Source organism: Saccharothrix longispora, assembly GCF_030852425.1.
GTDB lineage: Bacteria > Actinomycetota > Actinomycetes > Mycobacteriales > Pseudonocardiaceae > Actinosynnema > Actinosynnema longispora.
The window spans coordinates 41,749-62,033 of sequence record NZ_NSDM01000006.1; the positions used below are offsets into that span (position 1 = coordinate 41,749).

Here is a 20,285-nt window from a genome sequence, read left to right on the forward strand (position 1 = left end):
GCGGACAAGGGAGTTCGGCGTGCTGGATTCGGTGGACGTGGCGATCGTCCAGGAGCTCCAGAAGGACGCTCGGTTGCCCAACAAGGACCTGGCGGACCGGGTGAACGTGGCGGCGTCCACCTGCGTGGTGCGGCACCGGGCGCTGCGCGACCGCGGGGTGATCACCGGCTACCACGCGGAGGTGGACCTGACGGCCGTCGGGCGGCCGGTGCAGGCGATGATCGCCGTCCGTGTGCGGCCGCACACGCGGGCGATCGTGGAGCCGTTCATGGAGTACGTGCTGTCCCTGCCCGAGGTGCTGGCGATGTCGCACGTGGCGGGCCCGGAGGACTTCCTGGTGCACGTCGCCGTGGCGGACACCGCGCACCTCCAGCGGCTCGTGCTGGACCGCTTCACGACCCGGCGCGAGGTCAGCGAGGTGCAGACGAACCTGCTGTTCGAGCACGTCCGCAAGCACACCGTTCCGCCGATCGGGTGATGGAGACCACTCGTCAACGAGGTTACCGGCGGGTATACCAGGTGTCCTGAGGCAGAACGGGGGTCACGTCGTGGTGAACCGGACGGAAGCGCTGCGGGAGCTGCTCGACGGCCACTGGGCCGAGCTGCGCCGCGGCTCGCTGGACCTGCTCGGCAAGCTGGAGCCGGTGCACGACCTGCCGCGCGAGGAGCACCGGGCGTGGGTGCTGGAGCAGATGGGCGTGCTGGCGGAGGGCGGGCACCCGCTGACCGGCTTCCCGGTCGCGCAGGGCGGGCACGGCGACGTGGGCGGCTCGGTGGTGTCGTTCGAGGTCCTGGGCTTCGGCGACCTGTCGCTCATGGTCAAGGCGGGCGTGCAGTGGGGCCTGTTCGGCGGGGCCGTGCAGGCGCTGGGCACCGGGGAGCACCACGCCCGCTACCTGCCGGGGATCATGTCGATGGAGCTGCCCGGCTGCTTCGCGATGACCGAGACCGGACACGGGTCGGACGTGCAGCACCTGCGCACCACCGCCACCTACGACCCGGCGTCCGGCGAGTTCGTGGTGCACACACCGGACCGGGACGCGCGCAAGGACTACATCGGCAACGCGGCCCGCGACGGCCGGTTGGCCGTGGTGTTCGCGCAGCTGGTGACCGGCGGCGAGCAGCACGGCGTGCACGCGGTCCTCGTGCCGATCCGGGACGAGGGCGGCAACCCGCTGCCCGGCGTGACCATCGAGGACTGCGGGCCCAAGGCGGGGCTCAACGGCGTGGACAACGGCAGGCTGTCGTTCGACCACGTGCGCGTGCCGCGCGCGAACCTGCTCGACCGGTACGGCGCAGTCGCGCCGGACGGCACGTACTCCAGCCCGGTCGAGGGCGCGAACCGCCGGTTCTTCACCATGCTCGGCACGCTGGTGCGCGGGCGGATCAGCGTCGCGGGCGCGGCGGGCAGCGCCACCAAGAAGGCGCTCGCCCTGGCGATCCGGTACGCGGAGAAGCGGCGGCAGTTCACCCGGCCCGGCACCGGTGACGAGGTCGTGGTGCTGGACTACCTGACGCACCAGCGGCGCCTGCTGCCCGCGCTGGCCCACTCGTACGCCCTGCACTTCGCGCAGGAGGAGCTGGTGCACGCCCTGCACGAGGCGCACGGCGGGGAGCAGGACGACCGGCGGCAGCGGGAGCTGGAGTCGCGGGCGGCGGGCCTGAAGGCGGTGTCCACGTGGCACGCCACGCACACCATCCAGACGTGTCGCGAGGCGTGCGGCGGCGCCGGTTACCTGGGTGAGAACCTGATCGCCGGGCTCAAGGCCGACACCGACGTGTTCACCACGTTCGAGGGCGACAACACCGTCCTGCTGCAACTGGTCGCGAAAGGACTGCTGACGAGCTACCGGGACCACGTGGGCGACCTGGACCCGTGGGGCATGGCGCGGTTCGTGGCCGACCAGGCGGTGGGCGTGGTGATCGAGCGGACGGCGGCGCGGGCGATCATCGACCGGCTCGTGTCGGGCAGCTCCGACGCGCTGCTGGACCGGGGCTGGCAGCTGCGGCAGTTCGAGGACCGCGAGCGGCACGTGCTGGAGGGGCTGGCGCGGCGGTTGCGGCGGGCGTCGGAGGACGACGCGTTCGACGTGTTCAACGCCGCGCAGGACCACGTGCTGCACGCGGCCCGCGCGCACGTGGACAGGGTGGTGCTGGAGGCGTTCGTGGCGGCCGTCGACCGGTGCGCCGACGCGTCGGCGCGCGAGCTGCTGGACCGCGTGTGCGACCTGTACGCGCTGAGCACGATCGAGGCGGACCGGGCGTGGTTCCTGGAGCACGGGCGGCTCACCCCGCAGCGCTCCAAGGCGGTGTCGCAGGCGGTGAACGAGCTGTGCGGCGCCCTGCGGCCCGACGCGCGGGAGCTGGTGGACGCGTTCGGCATCCCGGAGGGCTGGCTCGCCGCGCCGATCACGGCCTAGGCGGGCAGGATGTGGGGCGTGGACGATGCCGAGCTGTTGGCGCTCGGGCTCGCCGGCTACGTGCGGGCGGTCGCCGAGGAGGTGGGCGTGCCGCCGGAGGGCACCGAGTTCGAGGTGGCCGACACCACCACGGCCTACCTGGCGCTCCCCGAGCGGCCGGGACCGGACCTGATGCTGCTGTGGAGCGGTGGGCACGGCTGGTCGGTGGCGGTCGAGACGCGCCCCTCGGAGCCGCCGGTGACGGTGGCGCACCTGGGCACGCCGCTCGTGCCGCCGCCGGAGGTCGTGGCGCGGTTCGTGGCCGACGTGCTGGCGGGCGGGCCGGGGCTGCCCGAGCCGTCCGTGCCCGAGCCGTCCGTGCCCGAAGACCGGCGGGCGCTGGCCCGTGAGCTGGGCGGCTACGCGCCCTAGCCGACCCCGGCCAGCCGCAGCACCGCGGTGGTGGCGGCGGCCAGCACGACGACGACCACGAACGGGGCCCCGCGCCACGCGGCGACACCGCCGACGAGCACGCCGACCGGCAGGGCGAGGCCGGCGAAGTCCTGGCCCTTGGTCAGCGTCGACGTGGCGACCAGGGCGAACAGCAGGACCGTGGCCGAGGTGGACATGAGCGCCTTGACGCGGTCGGACAGCGTGAGCCGGTCGCGCAGCAGCGGTCCCGCGAGGCGGAACGCGTAGGTCCCGGCGGCGAGGACGAGGACGGCGGTCAGCGTCACGGCGCGGGCTCCCGGCGTGCGGTGGCGAGCAGTCCGCCGAGCGCGAGCAGCACCGGCACGCCCGCGGGCAGGAACGGCGTGGTGGCGAGCGCGACGGCCGCGCCGAGCAGGGCGGCGTTCAGCGTGACCCGGTCCTTGAGGGCGGGCAGCAGCAGTGCGACGAGCGCGGCGGGGAAGGCGGCGTCCAGGCCGAACGCGCCGGGGTCGCCGATGTTCCGGCCGACGAGCGCGCCCGCGACCACGGCGACGTTCCACGCGCCGAACAGCGCGACGCCGCACGCCCAGTAAGCGGCCCTGGCCCGTTCCGGGTCGCGCTGGGCGAGGGCGAACGCGGTGCTCTCGTCGATCAGCAGGTGGGCGCCGACGAGCCGCCGGCCCCAGCCCTTGCCGAACACGTCGCCGACCGCCAGCCCGAACGGCAGGTGGCGGGCGTTGAGCACGAGCCCGGCCAGCACGGCCGCCGCCGGGCTGCCGCCCGCCGCCACCACACCCACGGCCATGAACTGCGAGCCGCCGGCGAAGACGAGGACGGACATCGCCACCGGCAGCCACCACGGCAGGCCGGTGGCCGTCGAGATCGCGCCGAAGCTCGCGCCGCTGACCGCGGCGCCGGCCGCCACCGCGGAGACGTCGCGCAGCAGCTTCGGGTCAAGGGTTCGCCATGTCGAACGCATCGTCTTCTACGATGAACAGCGATGGAGGCGTTCGTCAAGCCGAACGATGGGACTGTCATGTCGAACACAGCTGCGCCGTTGGAGGTCATCGCCGCCTCGCTGCGCCGCGAGCGCGAGCGCGTCGGCCTGTCGTTGAGCGAACTGGCCAAGCGGGCGGGCATCGCCAAGTCGACCTTGTCCCAGCTCGAATCGGCCAGTGGGAACCCCAGCGTGGAGACCCTGTGGGCGCTCGGCGTGGCGCTGGACGTCCCGTTCTCGCGGCTCGTGGACCCGCCCGCGCCGAGGGTCAGGGTGATCCGGGCGGGCGAGGGGCCGGCGATCTACTCGGAGAAGGCCCGCTACACGGCGACCCTGCTGGCCTCGTGCCCGCCGGGCGCGCGTCGCGACATCTACACCCTGGGCCTCGAACCGGGCGCGGCACGCGAGTCGGAGCCCCACATGCCGGGCACGGTCGAGCACATGGTCGTCTCCACCGGCCGGGTCCTGGCGGGCCCGCGGTCCGCCCCGGTCGAGCTGGGCCCCGGCGACTACCTGCTCTACCCGGGCGACGTGCCGCACACGGCGCAGGCCCTCGAAGCGGGCTCGGTGGTGGTGCTGGTGATGGAGCACATCTGAGCCGGTCCACCCGGCCGTGAGGGCAGGTACCACTGGTCCGGAGTGGCGGGTAGCACACGCGTTCGAGCGATCGAGCTCGCTGCCGACATCGCCGGTGACCGCACCATGTCCACACCCGACGAACACCTGCCCGGCACTGGCCTGGGCCCCATGGCGAACGGGGTGAACCGGCAGCTCGGGGGTTTCGACCTGCGGGCCGACCTCCACCGCCGGCCGGCCGACCTCACCGCGCGGCACACCATGTCCGAGGTCCTCGGGGATCTGGACGGGTTCCGCGACGAATCCACCCCGAGCACCCTCGCGGCGCTCCACGCGGCCCGCGCCGAAGAGGAAGCGGAGACGGACGCGCGATGGCCACGGTGGTGATCGACGCTTCCGCGCTGCTGGAGGTGCTGATCGGCGCGGAGCCGGACACGCGGTTGCGGCACCGGGTGGGGACCAGCGGACTGGTCGCACCGGAGGTGATCACGACGGAGGTGCTCGGCGTGCTCAGGCGCCGGCTCCGTTCAGGGCACCTGCGTCCCGAGCGGGCCGCGTGGTGGATGTCCTGCGCACCCATCGCGACCGTCGGGCACCGTCTCTGGCGAACCGGGTCCGGGACATGAGGCACAGCGTGACCGTGCCCGACGCTTCCCACCCGCCCCTGGCCGAGCAGCCCGGCGTCCCGGTGATCACCTGCGACGGCAAGCTCGCCGGGTCGAACGGGCACGACGTCGACATCGAGGTCCACCCGGTCTCCTGACGCGCGGAGGGCGACCCGCCGGGGTGCGCACCGGCGAGCCGCTCCACGACGCGGAACCCCTACCAGCCGCGCTCGGCCAGGCGGTGCGGCTGCGGGATCTCGTCGACGTTGATGCCGACCATGGCCTCGCCCAGGCCGCGCGACACCTTGGCCAGCACGTCCGGGTCGTCGTGGAACGTGGTGGCCTTGACGATGGCCTCGGCCCGCTGCGCCGGGTTGCCCGACTTGAAGATGCCGGAACCCACGAAGACGCCCTCGGCGCCGAGCTGCATCATCATCGCCGCGTCCGCCGGGGTGGCGATGCCGCCCGCGGTGAACAGCACGACGGGGAGCTTGCCGGCCTCGGCGACCTCGCGGACCAGCTCGTAGGGGGCCTGGAGCTCCTTGGCCGCGACGTACAGCTCGTCGGCGGGCAGGTTCTGCAACCGCAGGATCTCCGCGCGGATCCTGCGCATGTGGGTGGTGGCGTTGGAGACGTCACCCGTGCCCGCCTCGCCCTTGGAGCGGATCATCGCCGCGCCCTCGGTGATGCGGCGCAGCGCCTCGCCCAGGTTGGTCGCGCCGCACACGAACGGCACGGTGAACTGCCACTTGTCGATGTGGTTGGCGTAGTCGGCGGGGGTCAGCACCTCGGACTCGTCGACGTAGTCCACGCCGAGGGCCTGGAGGACCTGGGCCTCGACGAAGTGGCCGATGCGGGCCTTGGCCATCACCGGGATGGACACCGCCTCGATGATGCCGTCGATCATGTCCGGGTCGCTCATCCGGGACACGCCGCCCTGCGCGCGGATGTCGGCGGGCACGCGCTCCAGCGCCATGACGGCCACGGCGCCCGCGTCCTCGGCGATCTTGGCCTGCTCCGGGGTGACCACGTCCATGATCACGCCGCCCTTGAGCATCTCCGCCATGCCCCGCTTGACGCGGGAAGTACCGGTGACCTGGGTGCCGGCGTCGGGTGAAGTGGTCACGGCCAACCTTTCGGAGTAGTGGGGAGGACGCCACCGATGGTAAGGGCCACGTGGACCGCCGAAACAGGCCAATCCAGCCCTTTCTCGGCAGGCCACTCCACCTTCCCCCGCAGGTAGTGGCGTTCGCCACCTCCGACGACCGCGGAAGGCCTGGGACCGTGCCCGATCACGCCGCGCGACGACCCCCGGATTCCTCCTGCCGGGTCGAACCGGTCCGCTTGGGTTGTCCCCGGCGGCACACGGGTGTGAGATCGGACACCAAAGACTTGTGGAGGGCGGTCCCATGGGCAACAAGAACCCCGACAACGGCCCCTCGGCAGGCGCGGTCGCTGTGGACGACCCGGCCAAGGTCCGCAACGTCGTGCTGGTCGGCCCCTCCGGCTCCGGCAAGACGACGCTCACCGAGGCCCTGCTCGCCGGCACCGGCGTCCTGCCCCGCGCGGGATCGGTCACCGAGGGCAACACCGTGTGCGACCACGACCCGGCCGCGGTGCGCCAGCAGCGGTCGGTCGGCCTCTCCGTCGCCCCCGTCCGGCACGGCGACGTCAAGATCAACCTGATCGACACCCCCGGTTACGCCGACTTCGTGGGCGAGCTGCGCGCCGGGCTGCGCGCCGCCGACGCGGCGCTGTTCGTGGTGAGCGCGGCGGAGGGCGTGGACGCCTCCACCACGGCCCTGTGGGAGGAGTGCGCGGCCGTCGGGATGCCGCGTGCCGTGGTCGTCGCGCGGTGCGACCACCAGCGGGCCGACGTGGTCGACGAGATCGCCTCCTGCCAGGCCGCGTTCGGCGCGGGCGTGGTGCCGCTGTACCTGCCCGGAGCGGACGGGGACGGAGCGGACGGGGACGGAGCGGGTGGGGGCGGTCTGGTCAACCTGCTCACCACCGACGACCCCGCCTACGAGGAGCAGCGCAACGCGCTCATCGAGGGGATCATCGCGGAGAGCGAGGACGAGACCCTGATGGACCGCTACCTCGCCGGCGAGGAGGTCGACCAGGCGACGCTGATCTCCGACCTGGAGACCGCGGTGGCGCGCGGCTCGTTCCACCCGGTGGTGCCGGTGTGCTCGCTGTCGGGCCTGGGGCTGCCCGAGCTGCTCGACGGCATCACCCGTGCCTTCCCCTCGCCGCTGGAGCGCCCGCTGCCCGCCGTGACCGGCGTGGACGGCGTCCCCCACCCCCGCGTCGAGGCCGACCCGGACGGGCCGCTGGTCGCGGAGGTCGTGCGCACCGCCGTCGACCCCTACGTGGGCCGGGTGTCGCTGGTGCGCGTGTTCTCCGGGACGCTGCGCCCCGAACGCCCGGTGCACGTGTCCGGGCACGGCATGGCCGACCGCGGGCACGAGGACCACGACGCGGACGAGCGCGTGGCGCACGTGTACTCGCCGCTGGGGGCGACCCTGCGCGAGGTGCCGTACTGCGTGGCGGGCGACCTGTGCGCGCTGACCAAGATCGGCTCGGCCGAGACCGGGGACACGGTGTCCTCACCGGAGCGGCCGCTGCTGGTGGCGCCGTGGGAGGTGCCGGAACCGCTGCTGCCCGTGGCGATCGTGCCTCGCAGCCGCAGCGACGAGGACAACCTGGCCCGCAACCTGGGCAAGCTGGTGGCGGGCGACCCGACGCTGCGGCTGGAGCGCAACGCGGAGACCCACCAGCTGGTGCTGTGGTGCATGGGCGAGGCGCACGCGGACGTCGTGCTCGCGCGGCTGCGCGCCGGTGGCGCGGAGGTCGACACCGAGCCGGTGCGGGTGGCGCTGCGCGAGACGTTCGCCGCGCGGGCCGAGGGGCACGGGCGGCACGTGAAGCAGTCCGGCGGGCACGGCCAGTACGCGGTGTGCGACATCGTCGTGGAACCGCTGCCGCGCGGGGCGGGCTTCGAGTTCGCGGACCGGACCGTCGGCGGCGCGGTGCCCCACCAGTTCGTCCCGAGCGTGGAGAAGGGCGTGCGGGCGCAGCTGGCGCGCGGGTTGCAGGGCGGGCACCCGGTGGTCGACGTCCGCGTCACGCTGGTGGACGGCAAGGCGCACTCGGTGGACTCCTCCGACGCCGCGTTCCAGACGGCGGGGTCGCTGGCGCTCAAGGACGCCGCCGCGAACGGCGGCACGTGCCTGCTGGAACCGCTGGACGAGGTGGTCGTGCGGCTGCCCGACGAGCACCTGGGCACCGTGCTGGGCGACCTGTCCGGCCGGCGCGGCCGGGTGCTGGGCACCGAGGCGGACAGCGCCGGGTACAGCGTGATCAGGGCGGAGGTGCCGGCGACCGGGCTGCTGCGCTACGCCGTGGAGCTGCGCTCGCTGACCTCCGGCACCGGCACGTACACCCGTCGGTTCAGCCGCTACGACCCGCTGCCGCAGGCGTTGGCGGCCCAGGTGAGGTGACCGGCCCGGTCGGGGTCACGTGTTCTGCGGGAACCCGAGGTTCACCCCACCGTGCGCCGGGTCGGGCCACCGGCCGGTCACGACCTTCGTCCGGGTGAAGAAGTGCACGCCCTCCGGGCCGTAGGCGTGCGAGTCGCCGAACAGCGAGTCCTTCCACCCGCCGAACGAGTAGTACGCCACCGGCACCGGGATCGGCACGTTGACGCCGACCATGCCGACCTCGACCTCGTGCTGGAACCGCCGCGCCGCGCCGCCGTCGTGGGTGAAGATCGCCGTGCCGTTGCCGTAGGGGTTGGCGTTGACCACCTCCAGCGCGTCGTCGTAGGTCGCCACCCGCACCACCGACAGCACCGGCCCGAAGATCTCGTCCCGGTACAGCGCCGTGTCCACGCCCACGTGGTCGAACAGCGTCGGCCCGAGCCAGAACCCGTCCGCCTCGCCGTCGATCGCGTGCGACCGGCCGTCCACGACCAGGGACGCACCCTCCGCCCGCCCGTTGTCCACGTAGGACAGCACGCGGTCGCGGTGCGCGCCGGTGACGAGCGGCCCCATCTCGCAGCCCGGCCGGCGGCCGTCGCCGACGTGGAGGTCCCGCACGCGGTCCACGATCTTCGCGACCAGTTCGTCGCCCACCGGCTCGACGGCGACGACGACCGAGATCGCCATGCACCGCTCCCCCGCCGAGCCGAACCCGGCGGACACCGCCGCGTCCGCCGCCAGGTCGAGGTCGGCGTCGGGCAGCACGACCATGTGGTTCTTGGCCCCGCCCAGCGCCTGCACCCGCTTGCCGTGCCGCGTGCCGGTCTCGTAGACGTACTTCGCGATCGGCGTGGACCCGACGAACGAGATCGCCTTCACGTCGGGGTGCTCCAGCAACCGGTCCACGGCGGGCTTGTCGCCGTGCACCACGTTCAGCACGCCGTCGGGCAGGCCGGCCTCGGCGAACAGCCCCGCGATGAAGTTCGCCGCCGACGGGTCCTTCTCCGACGGCTTGAGCACCACGGTGTTGCCGCACGCGATGGCGTTGGGCACGAACCACAGCGGCACCATGGCCGGGAAGTTGAACGGGGAGACGACGCCCACCACGCCCAGCGGCTGCTGGATCGACCACACGTCCACCTTGGTGGAGGCGTTCTCGCTGAACCCGCCCTTGAGCAGGTGCGGGATGCCGCAGGCGAACTCCACCGCCTCCAGCGCGCGCTGCACCTCGCCCGCCGCGTCGGACAGCACCTTGCCGTGCTCGGCGGTGACGATCGCGGTCAACTCGCCCTTGCGGGCGTTGAGCAGCTCGCGGAACGCGAACATGACGTTCGCCCGCTGCGCCAGCGACGCGCCGCGCCACCGCGTGAACGCCTCACCGGCGCTCGCCACCGCCTCGTCCACGACGGCCGCGTCGGCGAGGTCGACGCGGCCGGCCACCCGCCCGGTCGCCGGGTCGAACACGTCGCCCGACCGCGCGCCCTCGCCCTGCCACGGCTTGCCGCCGATCCAGTGCCCGATCCTCTTGGGCTCGATCCTCTCGGGCTCGATCCGCACGGTGCTCACAGCACGTCCTCCAGGATGCCCAGCGCTTCTTCGACCTCGTCCTCGGTCACCGTCATCGGCGGCGCGAGGCGGATCACGTTGCCGTACAGGCCGCCCTTGCCGACCAGCAGACCGCCCTCCCGCGCGCCCTCCAGCACGGCCGCGGCCTTCGCGGGGTCCGGCTCGCCCGCCGGGCCCACCAGTTCGACGCCCACCATGAGCCCCTTGCCGCGCACGTCGCCGACGGCGGGGCGGTCCTCCGCGATGCGACGCAGCCCGTCGACCAGCCGCTCCCCCAACTTGGCGGCGTTGGCCTGGAGGTCGTGGTCGAGCAGGTAGTCGAGCGTGGCCAGCGCGCCCGCCGTGGAGATCGGGTTGCCGCCGAACGTGGAGATCGAGTTGGCCGTGAAGGAGTCCATCAGGTCGCCGCGCGCGACCACGCCGCCGATCGCCAGACCGTTGCCCAGGCCCTTGGCGAACGTCATCGCGTCCGGCACCACGCCGTGCGCCTGGATGCCCCAGAAGTGCTCGCCGGTGCGGCCCCAACCGGTCTGCACCTCGTCCGAGACCAGCAGGATGCCGTACTCGTCGAGCACCTCCTTGAACGCGGCGAACAACCCGTCCGGGGGCAGCGAGAACCCGCCGACGCCCTGGATCGGCTCGACGACCATGCACGCCACGTCGCCGGCGGTGGACGTCTCCAGCACCTCGCGCAGGTCCGCCACGCACGCCGCGACGTAGTCCGCGTCCGACAGGTCCTTGAAGGGGCTGCGGAACCGGTAGCCGCCGTGCACCCAGCTCACCTTGACGGGGCTGAGCGAGGACGTCGACCAGCCGCGGTTGCCGGTGATCGCGACGGTGCCGAACGCCCGGCCGTGGTAGGAGTTGCGCAGGGCGAGGACCTGGTCGCTGCGCCGGTACCCGGTGGCCAGCATGAGCGCCGTCTCGTTGGCCTCGGTGCCGGAGTTGGTGAAGAAGACCTTGGCGTCCGGGATGCCGGACAGCTCCGCGATCCGCTCGGCCAGCTCCACCTGCGACCGGATCAGGTAGAGCGTGGAGCTGTGCAGCACGCCGGTGTCGAGCTGGGACCGGATGGCGTCGGAGATCTCGGGGACGTCGTAGCCGATCGCGTTGGTCAGGATGCCCGCGAAGAAGTCCAGGTAGGTGCGGCCCTCGCGGTCGGTGACGCGCCGACCGGACGCGCTCGCCAGCTCGATCGGCCGCTCGTAGTAGAGGGCCATCCAGGCGGGCATCACGGCGCGGTGCCGGGCCAGCAGCTCCTCGTGGGCCATCGCGTCCTCCGGTCGTCGGTCACAGCAGTCCCTGCCCGCGAGTCTGCTGGGCGCGTGCGGGGGCCGCCATGCACAACCTGTACCGCTTTGCCGGTGCTGCCATTACGTTGTGTCCATGTACCCCACGGTCGCCGAGGCGCTCGCCCTGCGGGTGGTCCGCCGAGGCCGCCCGGTGGTGGTCGCGGGCGCCGCCGGGGTGGGCCGGCGGGTGCGCTGGGTGCACGCGGCGGAGATCGCCGACATCGCGCACCTGCTGCGCGGCGGCGAGCTGGTGCTGACCACCGGCATCGCGCTGCCCGAGGACGCGGCGGGGCTCACCCGGTACGTGGACGACCTGGCGGCGGTGGGCGTGTCGGGGCTGGTCGTGGAGCTGGTGCGGCGGTGGAGCGACGAGGTGCCGGGCGCGCTGGTCGCCGCTGCCGAGCGGCACGGGCTGCCGCTGGTCACGTTGGCGCGCGAGACGCGGTTCGTGTCCGTGACCGAGGCCGTGGTGTCGCTGATCGTGGACGCCCAGCTCGCGGAGCTCCGGGCCTCCGAGCAGGTGCACGAGACGTTCACCGCGCTCACCGTGGCGGGCGCGGAGCCGGCCGAGGTGCTGCGGGAGGTGGCGCGCACGTCCGGGCTGCCCGTGGTGCTGGAGACCCTGGGGCACGAGGTGCTGGCCTACGACGCGGCCGGGCAGGACCCCGCGGCGCTGCTCGCCGACTGGGGCGACCGGTCGCGGGCGGTCAGCGTGCCCGAGCGGACCGCGTACCACGAGCGGGCGGGGTGGTTGGTGACCGTGGTCGGCGCGCGGGGCGCCGACTGGGGGCGGCTGGTGCTGGTCACGCCCGAACCGCCGCCGCACCGGCAGGTCGTGGTCGCCGAACGGGCCGCGTCGGCGCTGGCCGTGCACCGGCTCGTGGCGCGGGACCGGGAGTCCCTGGAGCGGCAGACGCACCGGACGCTGCTCACCCAGCTGCTCGGGCAGCCGCCGCACGACCTGCCGGCGCGGGCGGCGGCGCTGGGCGTGCCGCTGGACCGGCGGCAGCTCGTGGGGGTGGCGATCAGGCCGGGCGCGGCGCCCGCGCCCGCGCAGGCGCTGGCGACGCAGGAGGTGCTGAGGGACCTCGCCGAGGCGACGGCGTTGGCGGCTCGGCGAGTGACGGTGCCCGCGCTGGTCGGGGTGGTGGACGACACGAGCGTGCGGGCGTTGCTCTCGGTGCCGCCGCAGACGGCGCTGGACGGCGTGCTGCGGCGGCTGGCGTGCGAGGTGCACCGGACGGCGGCGGCGACGCAGCACGCGCTGCCCGTCGTGGTCGCCGTGGGGACGACCGTGACCGGGGCGGCGGACGTGCGGCGTTCGTTGGGCGAGGCCGCGCACGTGGCCGGCGCGGCGCTGCGCTCACCGGGGTCGAAGCTGTACCACCGGCTCGACGACGTGCGGTTGCGCGGGCTGCTGCACCTGCTGCGCGAGGACGAGCGGGTGCGGGCGTTCGCGGACCGCGAGCTGGGGCCGCTGCTGTCGCGCGACGGCAACCAGGGCAGCCGCCTGGTGGAGCTGCTGCGGCGCTTCTGCGAGAACGGCGGCAACAAGTCCGCCGCCGCGGCCGCCGCGCACCTCTCGCGCACCGCGTACTACCAGCAGTTGGCGCGCATCGAGCAGGTGCTGGGCGTGTCGCTGGAGGACCCGGAGTCGGTGCTCTCGCTGTACGTCGCCCTGCTCGTCCACGAGTCGGGCGACGTGCCGGGAGCGGGCGGGCGCGACCCTCAGCCGCCGCACCCGCCCGGGGCGTCCCGCTAGTCCGCTAGGGCAGTCCGGGCGCCTGGACCGGCAGCGCGCCGAGGTCCGGGATGTGCTGCGCGGTGCCGGACTGCACCAGCCGCAGCTCCGGCGCGAGCGGCGCGGCGGGGGCGGGCATGGTGCGGGCGTGCGGCGCGAGGGCGTCGGCGGCGAGCGCCTCCGCGTTGGCCGGGACGTTCGGCGCGGACGGCACCTGGAGGCCGGCGGGCGCGGCGATGTGCGGCGCCTTCACCTCGGGCAGCGCGGCGGGCGCCGAGGCGGGCAGCATCACGGCCCGACCGCTGAGCAGGTCGGTGGCCGGCTTCGCGACGTCGAGGCCGACGGAGGGCGCGTGGCCCGCGGTGTCGTCGACGACGTCGAGGGGGGCTTCGGCGGCGTTCGCGGCGGAGGCGAGCAGCGGCGAGGCGCCGGCGGCGAGCAGGGCTGCGGCACGCAGGAGTCCGCGCGTGCGGTTTCCGGACACGGTGTTCCTAACCTGGTTGGGGACCTGCAACGATGACCTCACCACCATCGGCTGCCGGCAAACCCGCACTGAACCGCTCGATCAGGTGACTGACCCTCCGTACTCGCACTTATCTCGATCGGGTGATCCACTAGTAGCCCGTAGGGGTTGTCGCGCAACCGGCCGCGCCGGCAGCGTCGGGCGGTGGACGCCCGGGGCAACCCGCCCGCCGTCGAAGGGAATGCCGTGAGCAGTACCGCCGCCGACCGGTGGACGCGCCGCTTCCACCCCGTGCCCGACGCACCGCACCGGGTGGTGTGCCTGCCGCACGCGGGTGGTTCCGCCAGCTCCTTCTTCGCCGTCTCCCGGGCGTTGTCCCAGCGCTCGGTGGACGTGGTGGCCGTGCAGTACCCGGGCAGGCAGGACCGCAGGCACGAGCCGTGCGTGGAGTCCCTGGTCGAGCTGGCCGACCTGCTGGTGGACGTGGTGCTGCCGCTGGCGGACCGCCCGCTGGCGCTGTTCGGGCACAGCTACGGCGCGAGCGTGGCGTTCGAGCTGGCGGTCCGCCTGGAGGCGCGCGGCGTGGCCGTGCACGGGCTGTTCGCCTCGGGTCGCCGCGCGCCCGGCGTCCACCGCGACGAGCAGGCTCACCAGCTGCCCGACGACGAGCTGCTGGCCGAGATCCGGAAGCTGAACGGCACCGACAGCGGCGTGCTCCAGGACGACGAGATCCTGCGCATGGTGCTGCCCGCCATCCGCGCCGACTACAAGGCCGCGGAGACCTACCGGTGGGAGTCGGGGCCGAAGGTGCGCGCGCCGCTGCGGGCGTTCATCGGGGACAGCGACCCGAAGGTCACCGAGGCCGAGGCGCGTCGGTGGGCCGAGCACACCGAGGGGGACTTCGACCTGGAGGTCTTCCCCGGCGGGCACTTCTACCTCACCGCGCACGCCGACGCCGTCGTCGAGCGCATCGCGCGCCACTGCGGTCGATGACGGCGCCGGCGTGCGCGGCTACTTCTGCCCGGCCACGAGCCGGCGCGGCAGGCGCACGGGCAGCTCGGTCCGCCTGGTGACGTTGAGCTTGCGGTAGACCTTGGTCAGGTGCTGCTCCACGGTGCTCACCGAGATGTAGAGCTTGACCCCGATCTCCCGGTTGGTGTGGCCGAGCGCGGCGAGCACGGCGACCCGCCGCTCCGCCTCGCTGAGCGACGCCATGCCCGCGTGCTCGACCCGTTCGTCCCACTGCTCGGCCGGGTCGAGGTCGCGGACCGGCCGGAGGCGCAGGGTCAGCGGCTCGGCCTGGCAGCCCTTGGCCATCTGCGCGGCGCGGCGGGCGACCGTGCGGGCGGTCTCGCACTCGCCGACGGCGTTGTGCGCGTTGCTCAGCTCCAGCAGGGCGCGGGCCAGCTCGAACTTGTCGCCGCCCGCCTGGAGCAGCTCCACCGACTCGCGCAGGATCGGCACCTGCCGCTGGGCCGGGACGGTGGCGGCGAGCACCCGCAGCGCGACGCCCCGGCCGCGGTCGCCGCCGAGCGCCGGGTGCTCCAGCTGCTGGCGGGCCAGGGCGTGCGCGGCCTCCCGGTCGTCCAGCGCCAGGTGCGCCTGCGCCGCGCCCACCCGCCACGGCACGGGGGCGGGCAGGTCGACGTGCCACACCTCGGCCAGCTCGCGGCAGCGGTCGAAGTCGGCGAGCGCGGCCAGCGCCCGGTCGGTGGCCAGCAGGTGCTGGCCCCGCGCGTACAGGTAGAGCAGGCCGAGCTGGGTGCGGAACACCGCTTCCGGCACGGGGGTGCGCAGCAGCGCGGCGGCCTCGTCGTGCCGGCCCATGGCGGTGTGCGCGGCGATGCCGACCGCCAGCGGGATGACGATGGCGATGCCCCAGCTCTGCGGCGCGAGCGCCTCGTAGGCGGCGCGGGCCTGGCGGGTGGCCTCGGCCAGGTCGCCCTGCCGGAACAGCGCTTCCGCGCGCAGCGCGCCGACGACCGCGGCCCGGGTGTCGGCCAGGTCGGAGTCGGCCAGCAGCGTCTCGAACCACTGGCCGGCCCGGTCGACGTGGTCGAAGTAGACCAGGGCGGCCAGCGCGGCGGCCTGCGTGCCGAACGTGTAGCCGCCGACCCGTCCGCTCTGCAGGACGCGTTCGGCGGTGGCCGCCAGGTCGGCGGGCCGCAGGCCGACCGTCGTGGGCAGGTCGCGGCCCGCGCCGCCGGGTCCCGCCTGGGCGGGGAGCGCCGTCGGGTGCAGGAACGACAGCGAGCCGACCCGCGCGCCGGCGTGGTCGGCCTCCGCCGCGCCGGTCCCGGCGGGGGCGGGCGCCACGTCGGCGAGCGTCGCGGTCAGCTGGTCGATGTGGCCGTACCAGAAGAGGAACTCCGACAGGTGCAGGAGGTTGCGCCGGGACAGGGCGCCGCGGTCGCGGGCGGCGAGCAGCGGCGCGAGGTGCGCCGCGGCGGCCGACGGGTTGCGGACCCACTCGACGCGCAGCAGCAGCGTGGTGATGTCCGCGCGCTCGGCGTCGTCGGTGGTGCAGCGCAGCGCCAGCTCCAGCCTCCGCACGGCCTGGTCGAGCCGGCCGGTGGCCAGGTCGTCCTGCGCGGCCCTGCGCAGCACGTCGGCGCCCCACCGGTCCACCGTGCCGCCGCCCAGCGCGTCGGCTTCGGTCAGGTGGCCGGCCAGCTCGGCGGGCCCGGCGCCGTCGAGGTGCAGCAGCCCGGCGGCCTTGAGGTGCAGCCCGGCCCGCTCGGCCGGGGCGAGGCTCGCCAGCACGGCGCCGCGCGCCACGGGGTGGCGGAACCGGCCGCCGTCGAGCAGGCCGGCCTGCTCCAGCACCTCGACCACCTGGGCGGCCGCGTCGGCGGTGGTGTCCAGCAGCTTGCCGAGCAGGGCCGGGCTCCGGCCCTCGCCCAGCACGGCCAGGGCGCGCGCCACCTGGAGCACGGGCGGTCCCCAGCGGTGCAGGCAGGCCAGCACGCCCTGGCCGAACTCGCGGCCCGCGGTGACCCCGTCGAGCGGGCGTCCCGCCCGGACGGCCGCGCGGTGGTCCTCGACGAGCGCGGTGACCAGCAGCGGGTTGCCGCCGCTGATGGCGTGGTGGACCGGCGCGAGCGCGGCGGCCGTGCGCGGGTCGAGGTGGGTGGCGAGGAGTTCGGCGACCCCCTCGCGGGACAGCGGGTCGAGCACGAGCCTGGTGGTGTTGGGCTGGCGGGTCAGCTCCGCGTGGAAGGCGGCCCGGCTCGGCCGGGGCACGGCACACTCGGTGAGGACGACCAGGGTCCGGGTGAAGCGCATCCGGCGCTGGAGGTAGAGCAGCGCCTGGAGCGAGGCGTCGTCGACGAACTGGACGTCGTCGACGAGGAGCACCACGGTCCGCTCGGCGGCCGGCGCCAGCAGGACGGTGCACACCTCGTCGAGCAGCCGGGCGTTCGCGGCGCCGATGGTGGACGCGCCGCCGGTGGACGGGTCCGCCGCGGTGTCGTCCTCGCCGGCCGCGCGCAGCAGGTCGAGCAGCCGTCGCGCCGCCGGTCCGGGCAGCGCGGTGCCGTGGGCGAGCTGGCCCAGGACGCCGAACGCCACGTCCCGCTCCGCGCGCGACCCGGTGGCGGACAGCAGCACCGCGCCCCGCTGCACCACCTGTTCGGCGAAGGCGTGCAGCAGTTCGGTCTTCCCGCTCGCCACCCCGCCGCTGATCACGACGGCCTGTGCGCGTCCCCTGGCGCACTCCTCGTGGAGCCGGCCGAGTGCGGCCAGCTCCACCTCCCGCTCGACAAGTGTCATTCGCATCCTCACCCCAGTGACGCGGGACGCACCTGTTGTGTGCGCCCGCAGAACGCACGCTCCGCAACCACGTCGTCGGCTTGCTCGGCGGGCCGAATGTATCCGCGAACCCAGTCGAGTGGAAGCTGTCCGAAGTGCGCCGCGACCGGACCTCACGAGCCTTTCGGGGGCACGCGAGTGGGCCGTTCGCACCACAGGGGGCGTCGTGGTGCCGGTCCGTCACGGGGCGGTCGGGACCGCGGCGCGGTGCGGCACGGCGCCGTACTCGGGGTGGTCGGGCAGCCAGGCGGTGTAGCGCGGGTTGCGCTCGGCGACCTCCCGGTACGCCTCGGCCGCGTGCCGCAGCACGTCGGGCCCGAAGCCGGCGGCCGGGCCCTCCGGGTCCCAGCCGACGAGGTGCCGCCAGCGCAGCGGCACGCCGGCGATCGGCATCGCGGCCAGGCCGGGAGTGCGGCGGAACGTCGGCTGGCACAGCGCCACCGCGTCACCGGCGGAGGCCAGGTCGATGCAGCTGCCGATGTCCACCTCGTACATGGTGCGCGGGGTGAACCCGGCCCGGCTGCACGCCGCCACGAAGCAGTCGCCGAAGCACCCGTCCCCCGGCGTGACGGCCCACTGCACGTCCTTGAGCGCACCCAGCTCGACCTCGTCGCGCGACGTGAGCGGGTGGTCCTCGGGCAGCAGCACGAACACCGGGTCGACCGCGACCACGTTCCAGGTCAGGCCGTGCTCCGACGGGGGCGGCGCGTCGCCGCACACGCCGACCAGCACGTAGTCCAGCCGTCCGGCGGCCACCATCGCGGCCAGCTCGTCACCGGACCACGACACCTGGGTGGACACGTGCGCGCCGGGGCGGGCCTCGGTGAGCCGGTGCACGAGCCCGCCGAGCATCGGCCCGTTGACCGCGCCCACGCGGTACCGCTCGGCGGGCGCGTCGTCGTCGACCAGGCGCAGCGCGTCCTCCTGGAGCCGGGAGAACGCGGGCAGCAGCACGCGGGCCCGTTCGAGCACCAGCTCGCCCAGCGGGGTGGGGCGGGCGCCCCGGTGGTCGCGGTCGAACAGCCTGCCGCCCAGCAGCGCCTCGATCCGGTGCAGCTGCGCGGTCAGGGCGGGTTGGGCGAGGCCCAGCAGCGAGGACGCCTTCGACAGGCTGCCCGCCTCGGCGATGGCGCAGACGACCCTCAGGTGCCGCAGTTCGAGCTTCACCCGATCGACGGTAGGTGACCGCTCGCGGCCCGTCGAGGGTCGGAGTCCTGACCGGAGGTCGCGGTGGCAATGGGCAGAGTGTGCCCTGATCATGGCAAGCGTGGACACTATGACACTGCCGGGGCGCGGGGGCCGACCGGAGGATTCCGGGATGGAAATCGCGCCGAACCGCCCGCGTGGAGGGTGTTCCACGAGCGTAACAGGGGTGTGACGGATGGCCCTCGACCCCGCGACCCAGGTCACGACGGACGCCGACGGCCGGGTCGGGCTGAGCGACCACCGGGCCATCGCGGACAGCCCCCACTACAACCCGGAACTGGCCCCGGTGCCGCTGGAGCGGCGCACCTGGACCACCTACAACTTCTTCGCGCTGTGGATGGGCATGGCGCACAACATCCCCAGCTACACGCTCGCCGCGTCCCTGGTGGCGCTCGGGATGGACTGGGTGCAGGCGTTCCTGACGATCACCCTGGGCAACCTGATCGTGCTGGTCCCGATGCTGCTCAACAGCCACGCGGGCACCAAGTACGGCATCCCGTTCCCGGTGTTCGCCCGCGCGTTCTACGGGGTGCGCGGCGCGAACCTGGTGGCGCTGCTGCGGGCGTTCATCGCGTGCGCGTGGTTCGGCATCCAGACCTGGGTCGGCGGCAAGGCGCTGCACGTCATCGTCGGGCGGCTCGCGGGCGACGGGTGGGTGGACGCCCCCGTCGTGCTCGGCCAGGTGTGGACGCTGTGGCTGTGCTTCCTGGGTTTCTGGGTGGTGCAGATGCTGATCATCTGGCGCGGCATGGAGGCGATCCGCAAGTTCGAGAACTGGACCGCGCCGCTGGTCAGCGTCGGTTTCCTGGTGCTGCTCGGGTACGTGGCGGTCAAGGCGGGCGGGTTCGGCCCGATCCTGTCGGAGCCGTCGAAGCTCGGCTGGGGCGCGGACTTCTGGAAGGTGTTCTTCCCGGCGCTGATGGGCATGATCGCGTTCTGGTCGACGCTGTCGCTGAACATGCCGGACTTCACCCGGTTCGGCGGCAGCCAGCGCAAGCAGGCGGTCGGCCAGGTGCTCGGCCTGCCGACGACGATGTCGTTCATCGCGATCGTGGCCATCCTGACCACGTCCGGCGCGATGGCGCTGTACGGCGAGGCGATCTGGGACCCGGCGGAGCTGGCGAGCCGGTTCGACTCGACGGCCGTGGTGCTGGTCGCCCTGGTGGCGCTCGTGCTCGCGACGATCTCGGCGAACCTCGCGGCGAACGTGGTGAGCCCGTCCTACGACTTCTCCAACGCGTTCCCGAAGAAGATCAGCTTCGCGGTCGGCGGCCTGATCACCGGCGTGATCGGCATCGTGATCCAGCCGTGGCGGCTGATCTCGGACCCGTCCATCTACATCTTCGCCTGGCTCGGGTTCTACGGCGGCCTGCTGGCGTCGGTGGCGGGCGTGTTCGTCGCCGGGTACTGGGTCCTGGCGAAGACCCGGCTGGAGCTGGCCGACCTGTACCTGTCGGGGCGCGGGACGTACTGGTTCACGGCCGGCTGGAACTGGCGAGCCGTCGCGGCGACCCTGGTGGGCTCGGTGCTGGCGGTGGGCGGCGCGTACGGCGGCCCGTTCCCGGCCGACGGCCTGATCCCGTTCCTGAAACCGCTCTACGACTACAACTGGGTCGTCGGCCTGGCCGGCGGTCTGCTCGTCTACCTGGCGCTGGCGCCACGGAGGGAGAACGCGTGAGCACCGTCCGAGCGGGTCTGGTCCAGCAGAGGTGGACC

The 20,285-nt window shown here is 73.9% G+C and carries 19 protein-coding genes; 11 read left to right on the forward strand and 8 right to left on the reverse strand.

From position 1 onward, the window contains the following. The first annotated feature begins 19 nt into the window (after positions 1–19). From CKY47_RS15425 to CKY47_RS15435, 3 genes are all read left to right on the forward strand, one after another. Positions 20–478, forward strand: coding sequence for an Lrp/AsnC family transcriptional regulator (locus CKY47_RS15425; RefSeq protein WP_306746491.1), 459 nt, complete (start codon positions 20–22; stop codon positions 476–478). Positions 479–548: 70 nt separating this feature from the next. Continuing rightward, positions 549–2,420 (forward strand): acyl-CoA dehydrogenase family protein, encoded by a 1,872-nt coding sequence (locus tag CKY47_RS15430; protein ID WP_371320674.1) that lies wholly within the window; start codon positions 549–551, stop codon positions 2,418–2,420. Positions 2,421–2,438: 18 nt separating this feature from the next. Further along, complete coding sequence (locus tag CKY47_RS15435; protein ID WP_306746492.1) at positions 2,439–2,831, forward strand: DUF6292 family protein; 393 nt, start codon at positions 2,439–2,441, stop codon at positions 2,829–2,831. On the opposite strand, the gene CKY47_RS15440 is transcribed toward CKY47_RS15435, so the two are convergent. Both CKY47_RS15440 and CKY47_RS15445 read right to left on the reverse strand, forming a co-directional pair. Further along, positions 2,828–3,136 carry an AzlD domain-containing protein gene (locus CKY47_RS15440; RefSeq protein WP_306746493.1) on the reverse strand — a complete coding sequence of 103 codons (309 nt, stop codon included), beginning with the start codon at positions 3,134–3,136 and terminating at the stop codon, positions 2,828–2,830. The two genes, CKY47_RS15435 and CKY47_RS15440, sit on opposite strands and share 4 nt — an antisense overlap. Further along, the gene (locus CKY47_RS15445) at positions 3,133–3,810 is read right to left on the reverse strand and encodes an AzlC family ABC transporter permease (RefSeq protein WP_306746494.1); all 678 of its coding nucleotides are present in this window, start codon (positions 3,808–3,810) and stop codon (positions 3,133–3,135) included. The genes CKY47_RS15440 and CKY47_RS15445 overlap by 4 nt, the downstream gene beginning before the upstream one ends. A gap of 57 nt (positions 3,811–3,867) precedes the next feature. On the opposite strand from CKY47_RS15445, the gene CKY47_RS15450 reads away from it, so the two are divergent. The 4 genes from CKY47_RS15450 (at position 3,868) to CKY47_RS15465 (ending at position 5,167) form a co-directional block, all read left to right on the forward strand. Then, positions 3,868–4,425 (forward strand): helix-turn-helix domain-containing protein, encoded by a 558-nt coding sequence (locus tag CKY47_RS15450; protein ID WP_306746495.1) that lies wholly within the window; start codon positions 3,868–3,870, stop codon positions 4,423–4,425. Positions 4,426–4,575: 150 nt separating this feature from the next. After that, complete coding sequence (locus CKY47_RS15455) at positions 4,576–4,791, forward strand: hypothetical protein (protein ID WP_306746496.1); 216 nt, start codon at positions 4,576–4,578, stop codon at positions 4,789–4,791. Next, positions 4,776–5,030: a PIN domain-containing protein gene (locus CKY47_RS15460; protein WP_306746497.1), complete on the forward strand. Its 255-nt coding sequence runs from the start codon at positions 4,776–4,778 to the stop codon at positions 5,028–5,030. Before CKY47_RS15455 ends, CKY47_RS15460 begins: the two co-directional genes overlap by 16 nt. Continuing rightward, complete coding sequence (locus CKY47_RS15465) at positions 5,027–5,167, forward strand: hypothetical protein (RefSeq protein WP_306746498.1); 141 nt, start codon at positions 5,027–5,029, stop codon at positions 5,165–5,167. The genes CKY47_RS15460 and CKY47_RS15465 overlap by 4 nt, the downstream gene beginning before the upstream one ends. A gap of 59 nt (positions 5,168–5,226) precedes the next feature. On the opposite strand, the gene pdxS is transcribed toward CKY47_RS15465, so the two are convergent. Continuing rightward, a complete protein-coding gene (gene pdxS, locus CKY47_RS15470; RefSeq protein ID WP_371320675.1) occupies positions 5,227–6,135 on the reverse strand; it encodes a pyridoxal 5'-phosphate synthase lyase subunit PdxS in 909 nt (302 codons plus the stop codon). A 283-nt stretch (positions 6,136–6,418) separates the two neighbouring features. Here pdxS and CKY47_RS15475 point away from each other — a divergent pair, with 283 nt between their 5' ends. Next, positions 6,419–8,512, forward strand: a complete 2,094-nt coding sequence (locus tag CKY47_RS15475; protein WP_306746501.1) for an elongation factor G-like protein EF-G2 — start codon at positions 6,419–6,421, stop codon at positions 8,510–8,512. 15 nt (positions 8,513–8,527) lie between these two features. On the opposite strand, the gene CKY47_RS15480 is transcribed toward CKY47_RS15475, so the two are convergent. Further along, positions 8,528–10,048 carry a CoA-acylating methylmalonate-semialdehyde dehydrogenase gene (locus CKY47_RS15480; protein ID WP_371320681.1) on the reverse strand — a complete coding sequence of 507 codons (1,521 nt, stop codon included), beginning with the start codon at positions 10,046–10,048 and terminating at the stop codon, positions 8,528–8,530. 5 nt (positions 10,049–10,053) lie between these two features. Further along, on the reverse strand, positions 10,054–11,328 hold the full coding sequence (locus CKY47_RS15485; RefSeq protein WP_306746503.1) for an aspartate aminotransferase family protein: 1,275 nt from the start codon (positions 11,326–11,328) through the stop codon (positions 10,054–10,056). Positions 11,329–11,443: 115 nt separating this feature from the next. On the opposite strand from CKY47_RS15485, the gene CKY47_RS15490 reads away from it, so the two are divergent. After that, entirely contained in the window at positions 11,444–13,111 is a 1,668-nt protein-coding gene (locus tag CKY47_RS15490) for a PucR family transcriptional regulator (RefSeq protein WP_306746504.1), read from the forward strand. 4 nt (positions 13,112–13,115) lie between these two features. Here the strand turns inward: CKY47_RS15490 and CKY47_RS15495 are convergent, their stop codons facing one another. Continuing rightward, positions 13,116–13,574 (reverse strand): hypothetical protein, encoded by a 459-nt coding sequence (locus CKY47_RS15495; RefSeq protein ID WP_306746505.1) that lies wholly within the window; start codon positions 13,572–13,574, stop codon positions 13,116–13,118. Between the two features lie 225 nt (positions 13,575–13,799). On the opposite strand from CKY47_RS15495, the gene CKY47_RS15500 reads away from it, so the two are divergent. Then, complete coding sequence (locus CKY47_RS15500) at positions 13,800–14,546, forward strand: thioesterase II family protein (RefSeq protein ID WP_306746506.1); 747 nt, start codon at positions 13,800–13,802, stop codon at positions 14,544–14,546. Positions 14,547–14,564: 18 nt separating this feature from the next. On the opposite strand, the gene CKY47_RS15505 is transcribed toward CKY47_RS15500, so the two are convergent. Then, entirely contained in the window at positions 14,565–17,324 is a 2,760-nt protein-coding gene (locus CKY47_RS15505; RefSeq protein ID WP_306746507.1) for an ATP-binding protein, read from the reverse strand. Positions 17,325–17,543: 219 nt separating this feature from the next. Beyond that, positions 17,544–18,530, reverse strand: a complete 987-nt coding sequence (locus CKY47_RS15510) for a LysR family transcriptional regulator (RefSeq protein WP_306746508.1) — start codon at positions 18,528–18,530, stop codon at positions 17,544–17,546. A 214-nt stretch (positions 18,531–18,744) separates the two neighbouring features. On the opposite strand from CKY47_RS15510, the gene CKY47_RS15515 reads away from it, so the two are divergent. Beyond that, positions 18,745–20,247, forward strand: coding sequence for an NCS1 family nucleobase:cation symporter-1 (locus tag CKY47_RS15515; protein ID WP_306746510.1), 1,503 nt, complete (start codon positions 18,745–18,747; stop codon positions 20,245–20,247). Positions 20,248–20,285 lie beyond the last annotated feature (38 nt).

Coding starts and splice junctions, on each gene's coding strand:
- CKY47_RS15465 (WP_306746498.1), top strand. CDS start 5,027: ATGAGGCACAGCGTGACCGTGCCCGACGCTTCCCACCCGCCCCTGGCC.
- CKY47_RS15485 (WP_306746503.1), bottom strand. CDS start 11,328: ATGGCCCACGAGGAGCTGCTGGCCCGGCACCGCGCCGTGATGCCCGCC.
- CKY47_RS15475 (WP_306746501.1), top strand. CDS start 6,419: ATGGGCAACAAGAACCCCGACAACGGCCCCTCGGCAGGCGCGGTCGCT.
- CKY47_RS15460 (WP_306746497.1), top strand. CDS start 4,776: ATGGCCACGGTGGTGATCGACGCTTCCGCGCTGCTGGAGGTGCTGATC.
- CKY47_RS15515 (WP_306746510.1), top strand. CDS start 18,745: ATGGCCCTCGACCCCGCGACCCAGGTCACGACGGACGCCGACGGCCGG.
- CKY47_RS15445 (WP_306746494.1), bottom strand. CDS start 3,810: ATGCGTTCGACATGGCGAACCCTTGACCCGAAGCTGCTGCGCGACGTC.
- CKY47_RS15490 (WP_306746504.1), top strand. CDS start 11,444: ATGTACCCCACGGTCGCCGAGGCGCTCGCCCTGCGGGTGGTCCGCCGA.
- CKY47_RS15505 (WP_306746507.1), bottom strand. CDS start 17,324: ATGACACTTGTCGAGCGGGAGGTGGAGCTGGCCGCACTCGGCCGGCTC.
- CKY47_RS15450 (WP_306746495.1), top strand. CDS start 3,868: ATGTCGAACACAGCTGCGCCGTTGGAGGTCATCGCCGCCTCGCTGCGC.
- CKY47_RS15455 (WP_306746496.1), top strand. CDS start 4,576: ATGGCGAACGGGGTGAACCGGCAGCTCGGGGGTTTCGACCTGCGGGCC.